This is a genomic window from Streptococcus hongkongensis (assembly GCF_053206145.1).
The window spans coordinates 1-5,559 of the sequence record NZ_JBRUGD010000026.1; the positions used below are offsets into that span (position 1 = coordinate 1).

General features: G+C 47.8%; 1 tRNA gene and 3 rRNA genes. All 4 read left to right on the top strand.

The window, feature by feature from the left end:
* The first annotated feature begins 56 nt into the window (after window positions 1–56).
* The 4 genes from ACVRZD_RS10380 (at window position 57) to rrf (ending at window position 5,559) form a co-directional block, all read left to right on the top strand.
* A 16S ribosomal RNA gene (locus ACVRZD_RS10380) occupies window positions 57–1,605 on the top strand.
* A gap of 220 nt (window positions 1,606–1,825) precedes the next feature.
* A tRNA-Ala gene (locus ACVRZD_RS10385) sits at window positions 1,826–1,898 on the top strand.
* A gap of 418 nt (window positions 1,899–2,316) precedes the next feature.
* Window positions 2,317–5,220, top strand: a 23S ribosomal RNA gene (locus tag ACVRZD_RS10390).
* 223 nt (window positions 5,221–5,443) lie between these two features.
* A 5S ribosomal RNA gene (gene rrf, locus ACVRZD_RS10395) occupies window positions 5,444–5,559 on the top strand.
* The 16S, 23S and 5S rRNA genes sit together here with 1 tRNA gene alongside, the layout of an rRNA operon.

Sequence of the window (5,559 nt, forward strand, 5' to 3'; positions counted from 1 at the left end):
AAAAACAATAAATCTGTCAGCGACAGAAAAAGAATGAGTTAAACATCAACTTAAATTTAGATGAGAGTTTGATCCTGGCTCAGGACGAACGCTGGCGGCGTGCCTAATACATGCAAGTAGAACGCTGAGGACTGGTGCTTGCACTAGTCTAAGGAGTTGCGAACGGGTGAGTAACGCGTAGGTAACCTACCTCATAGCGGGGGATAACTATTGGAAACGATAGCTAATACCGCATGACACTGGAGTACACATGTACTTGAGTTAAAAGGAGCAATTGCTTCACTATGAGATGGACCTGCGTTGTATTAGCTAGTTGGTGAGGTAATGGCTCACCAAGGCGACGATACATAGCCGACCTGAGAGGGTGATCGGCCACACTGGGACTGAGACACGGCCCAGACTCCTACGGGAGGCAGCAGTAGGGAATCTTCGGCAATGGACGGAAGTCTGACCGAGCAACGCCGCGTGAGTGAAGAAGGTTTTCGGATCGTAAAGCTCTGTTGTTAGAGAAGAACGATGATGGGAGTGGAAAATCCATCATGTGACGGTAACTAACCAGAAAGGGACGGCTAACTACGTGCCAGCAGCCGCGGTAATACGTAGGTCTCGAGCGTTGTCCGGATTTATTGGGCGTAAAGCGAGCGCAGGCGGTTTGATAAGTCTGAAGTTAAAGGCTGTGGCTCAACCATAGTTCGCTTTGGAAACTGTCAAACTTGAGTGCAGAAGGGGAGAGTGGAATTCCATGTGTAGCGGTGAAATGCGTAGATATATGGAGGAACACCGGTGGCGAAAGCGGCTCTCTGGTCTGTAACTGACGCTGAGGCTCGAAAGCGTGGGGAGCAAACAGGATTAGATACCCTGGTAGTCCACGCCGTAAACGATGAGTGCTAGGTGTTAGGCCCTTTCCGGGGCTTAGTGCCGCAGCTAACGCATTAAGCACTCCGCCTGGGGAGTACGACCGCAAGGTTGAAACTCAAAGGAATTGACGGGGGCCCGCACAAGCGGTGGAGCATGTGGTTTAATTCGAAGCAACGCGAAGAACCTTACCAGGTCTTGACATCCTTCTGACCGTCCTAGAGATAGGATTTTCCTTAGGGACAGAAGTGACAGGTGGTGCATGGTTGTCGTCAGCTCGTGTCGTGAGATGTTGGGTTAAGTCCCGCAACGAGCGCAACCCCTATTGTTAGTTGCCATCATTAAGTTGGGCACTCTAGCGAGACTGCCGGTAATAAACCGGAGGAAGGTGGGGATGACGTCAAATCATCATGCCCCTTATGACCTGGGCTACACACGTGCTACAATGGTTGGTACAACGAGTCGCAAGCCGGTGACGGCAAGCTAATCTCTTAAAGCCAATCTCAGTTCGGATTGTAGGCTGCAACTCGCCTACATGAAGTCGGAATCGCTAGTAATCGCGGATCAGCACGCCGCGGTGAATACGTTCCCGGGCCTTGTACACACCGCCCGTCACACCACGAGAGTTTGTAACACCCGAAGTCGGTGAGGTAACCTATTAGGAGCCAGCCGCCTAAGGTGGGATAGATGATTGGGGTGAAGTCGTAACAAGGTAGCCGTATCGGAAGGTGCGGCTGGATCACCTCCTTTCTAAGGAAATGGAAGTACGTTAGGGAAGTCTTATTTAGTTTTGAGAGGTCTTGAAGTAAGTAACGAGAACGTTAAGAAATCTGTATGAAAATAGGAAACAGACGCAGTGTGCTAGTCACACAAGGAGGTTTATTTTTTCACTAAGATTTTAGTTCGACTACAATTCAGATCCATATGATAGTATGAGTAACAGGATAAAAAACGTTAACATATTAACTGTGGGGCCTTAGCTCAGCTGGGAGAGCGCCTGCTTTGCACGCAGGAGGTCAGCGGTTCGATCCCGCTAGGCTCCATTAAAACAGGATACTAACAGACGATTCGCTTGCGAAAACTTCTGTAGAAAATTAGGAATCACTCGCCGTGTGTTAACACACAAGAGAGATTATCTATTTTCCTAAGAAGTTAGTCTGGAGTTCAACTCCATATCTTGTTTTAGATGATATTTGAATACAATCCTAAACTTACTAGGAATAAGTCAAAACCATTTCGTGTCAAAAGACACATCACTGGTTTGTTCCTTATTCTACGCAAGTTTTGCGACAAGTCGCACCGGATTTTAATATCATAAATAGTCCATTGAAAATTGAATATCTATATCAAATTCCACAATTAAGAAATTAATTGTAGAAAAGTAACAAGAAATAAACCGAAAAAAAGATAAACGCGAACATATTAAAAAAAATTAAAAGAAGGTCGAGAGACTGGAAATAAGGTTAAGTTAATAAGGGCGCACGGTGGATGCCTTGGCACTAGAAGCCGATGAAGGACGTGACTAACGACGAAATGCTTTGGGGAGCTGTAAGTAAGCCTTGATCCAGAGATGTCCGAATGGGGGAACCCGGCATGTGATGCATGTCATCCATGACTGTTAAGGTCATGAGAAGGAAGACGCAGTGAACTGAAACATCTAAGTAGCTGCAGGAAGAGAAAGCAAAAGCGATTGCCTTAGTAGCGGCGAGCGAAACGGCAGGAGGGCAAACCGAGGAGTTTACTCCTCGGGGTTGTAGGACTGCAAGGTGGGATCAACTACTATAGAAGAATTACCTGGGAAGGTAAGCCAAAGAGAGTAACAGCCTCGTATTTAAAATAGTAACTGACCCTAGCAGTATCCTGAGTACGGCGAGACACGCGAAATCTCGTCGGAATCTGGGAGGACCATCTCCCAACCCTAAATACTCTCTAGTGACCGATAGTGAACCAGTACCGTGAGGGAAAGGTGAAAAGCACCCCGGGAGGGGAGTGAAATAGAACCTGAAACCGTGTGCCTACAACAAGTTCGAGCCCGTTAATGGGTGAGAGCGTGCCTTTTGTAGAATGAACCGGCGAGTTACGATATGATGCGAGGTTAAGTTGAAGAGACGGAGCCGTAGGGAAACCGAGTCTTAAAAGGGCGACTTAGTATCATGTTGTAGACCCGAAACCATGTGACCTACCCATGAGCAGGTTGAAGGTGAGGTAAAACTCACTGGAGGACCGAACCAGGGCACGTTGAAAAGTGCTTGGATGACTTGTGGGTAGCGGAGAAATTCCAAACGAACTTGGAGATAGCTGGTTCTCTCCGAAATAGCTTTAGGGCTAGCGTCGATGTTAAGTCTCTTGGAGGTAGAGCACTGTTTGGGTGAGGGGTCCATCCCGGATTACCAATCTCAGATAAACTCCGAATGCCAAGTAGATATAATCGGCAGTCAGACTGCGAGTGCTAAGATCCGTAGTCGAAAGGGAAACAGCCCAGACCACCAGCTAAGGTCCCAAAATAATTGTTAAGTGGAAAAGGATGTGGGGTTGCACAGACAACTAGGATGTTAGCTTAGAAGCAGCTATTCATTCAAAGAGTGCGTAATAGCTCACTAGTCGAGTGACCCTGCGCCGAAAATGTACCGGGGCTAAAACAATTTACCGAAGCTGTGGATTACCTTTAGGGGTAATGGTAGGAGAGCGTTCTATGTGTGAAGAAGGTATACCGTGAGGAGTGCTGGAACGCATAGAAGTGAGAATGCCGGTATGAGTAGCGAAAGACAGGTGAGAATCCTGTCCACCGTAAGACTAAGGTTTCCAGGGGAAGGCTCGTCCGCCCTGGGTTAGTCGGGACCTAAGGAGAGACCGAAAGGTGTATTCGATGGCCAACAGGTTGATATTCCTGTACTAGTATGTAAAGTGATGGAGGGACGCAGTAGGCTAACTAAAGCGTACGACTGGAAGAGTACGTTCAAGCAGTAAGGTGAGGTAAGAGTCAAATGCTTATACCTAATACATTGAGCTGTGATGAGGAGCGAAGTTTAGTAGCGAAGTTAGTGATGTCACACTGCCAAGAAAAGCTTCTAGCGTTTAATTACATACTACCCGTACCGCAAACCGACACAGGTAGTCGAGGCGAGTAGCCTCAGGTGATCGAGAGAACTCTCGTTAAGGAACTCGGCAAAATGACCCCGTAACTTCGGGAGAAGGGGTGCTGACTGAAGAGTCAGCCGCAGTGAATAGGCCCAAGCAACTGTTTATCAAAAACACAGCTCTCTGCTAAATCGTAAGATGATGTATAGGGGGTGACGCCTGCCCGGTGCTGGAAGGTTAAGAGGAGTGCTTAGCGTAAGCGAAGGTATGAATTGAAGCCCCAGTAAACGGCGGCCGTAACTATAACGGTCCTAAGGTAGCGAAATTCCTTGTCGGGTAAGTTCCGACCCGCACGAAAGGCGTAATGATTTGGGCACTGTCTCAACGAGAGACTCGGTGAAATTTTAGTACCTGTGAAGATGCAGGTTACCCGCGACAGGACGGAAAGACCCCATGGAGCTTTACTGCAGTTTGATATTGAGTATCTGTACCACATGTACAGGATAGGTAGGAGCCATAGAAGACGGGACGCCAGTTTCGTTGGAGGCAATGTTGGGATACTACCCTTGTGTTATGGCTACTCTAACCCAGATAGGTGATCCCTATCGGAGACAGTGTCTGACGGGCAGTTTGACTGGGGCGGTCGCCTCCTAAAAGGTAACGGAGGCGCCCAAAGGTTCCCTCAGATTGGTTGGAAATCAATCGCAGAGTGTAAAGGTATAAGGGAGCTTGACTGCGAGAGCTACAACTCGAGCAGGGACGAAAGTCGGGCTTAGTGATCCGGTGGTTCCGCATGGAAGGGCCATCGCTCAACGGATAAAAGCTACCCTGGGGATAACAGGCTTATCTCCCCCAAGAGTTCACATCGACGGGGAGGTTTGGCACCTCGATGTCGGCTCGTCGCATCCTGGGGCTGTAGTCGGTCCCAAGGGTTGGGCTGTTCGCCCATTAAAGCGGCACGCGAGCTGGGTTCAGAACGTCGTGAGACAGTTCGGTCCCTATCCGTCGCGGGCGTAGGAAATTTGAGAGGATCTGCTCCTAGTACGAGAGGACCAGAGTGGACTTACCGCTGGTGTACCAGTTGTCTTGCCAAAGGCATCGCTGGGTAGCTATGTAGGGAAGGGATAAGCGCTGAAAGCATCTAAGTGCGAAGCCCCCCTCAAGATGAGATTTCCCATGATTTTATATCAGTAAGAGCCCTGAGAGATGATCAGGTAGATAGGTTAGAAGTGGAAGTATAGCGATATATGAAGCGGACTAATACTAATAGCTCGAGGACTTATCCTAAAGATAAGTATGAACGAAGAGTTTATTGACAGTTTCGGCGTAACTTGTTAGAATATAGATATTCAATTTTGAGTGGACTACTTAAGTAATGAGAACGTTAAGAAATCTGTATGAAACTAGGAAACAGCCGCAGTGTGCAAGACACACAAGGAGGTTTATCTTTTTTACTAAGATTTTAGTTGGAATACAATTCACTCAGTAAAACGAGAGTTTTACACATAAGTTAAGTGACGATAGCCTAGGAGATACACCTGTTCCCATGCCGAACACAGCAGTTAAGCCCTAGAACGCCTGAAGTAGTTGGGGGTTGCCCCCTGTTAGATACGGAAGTCGCTTAGC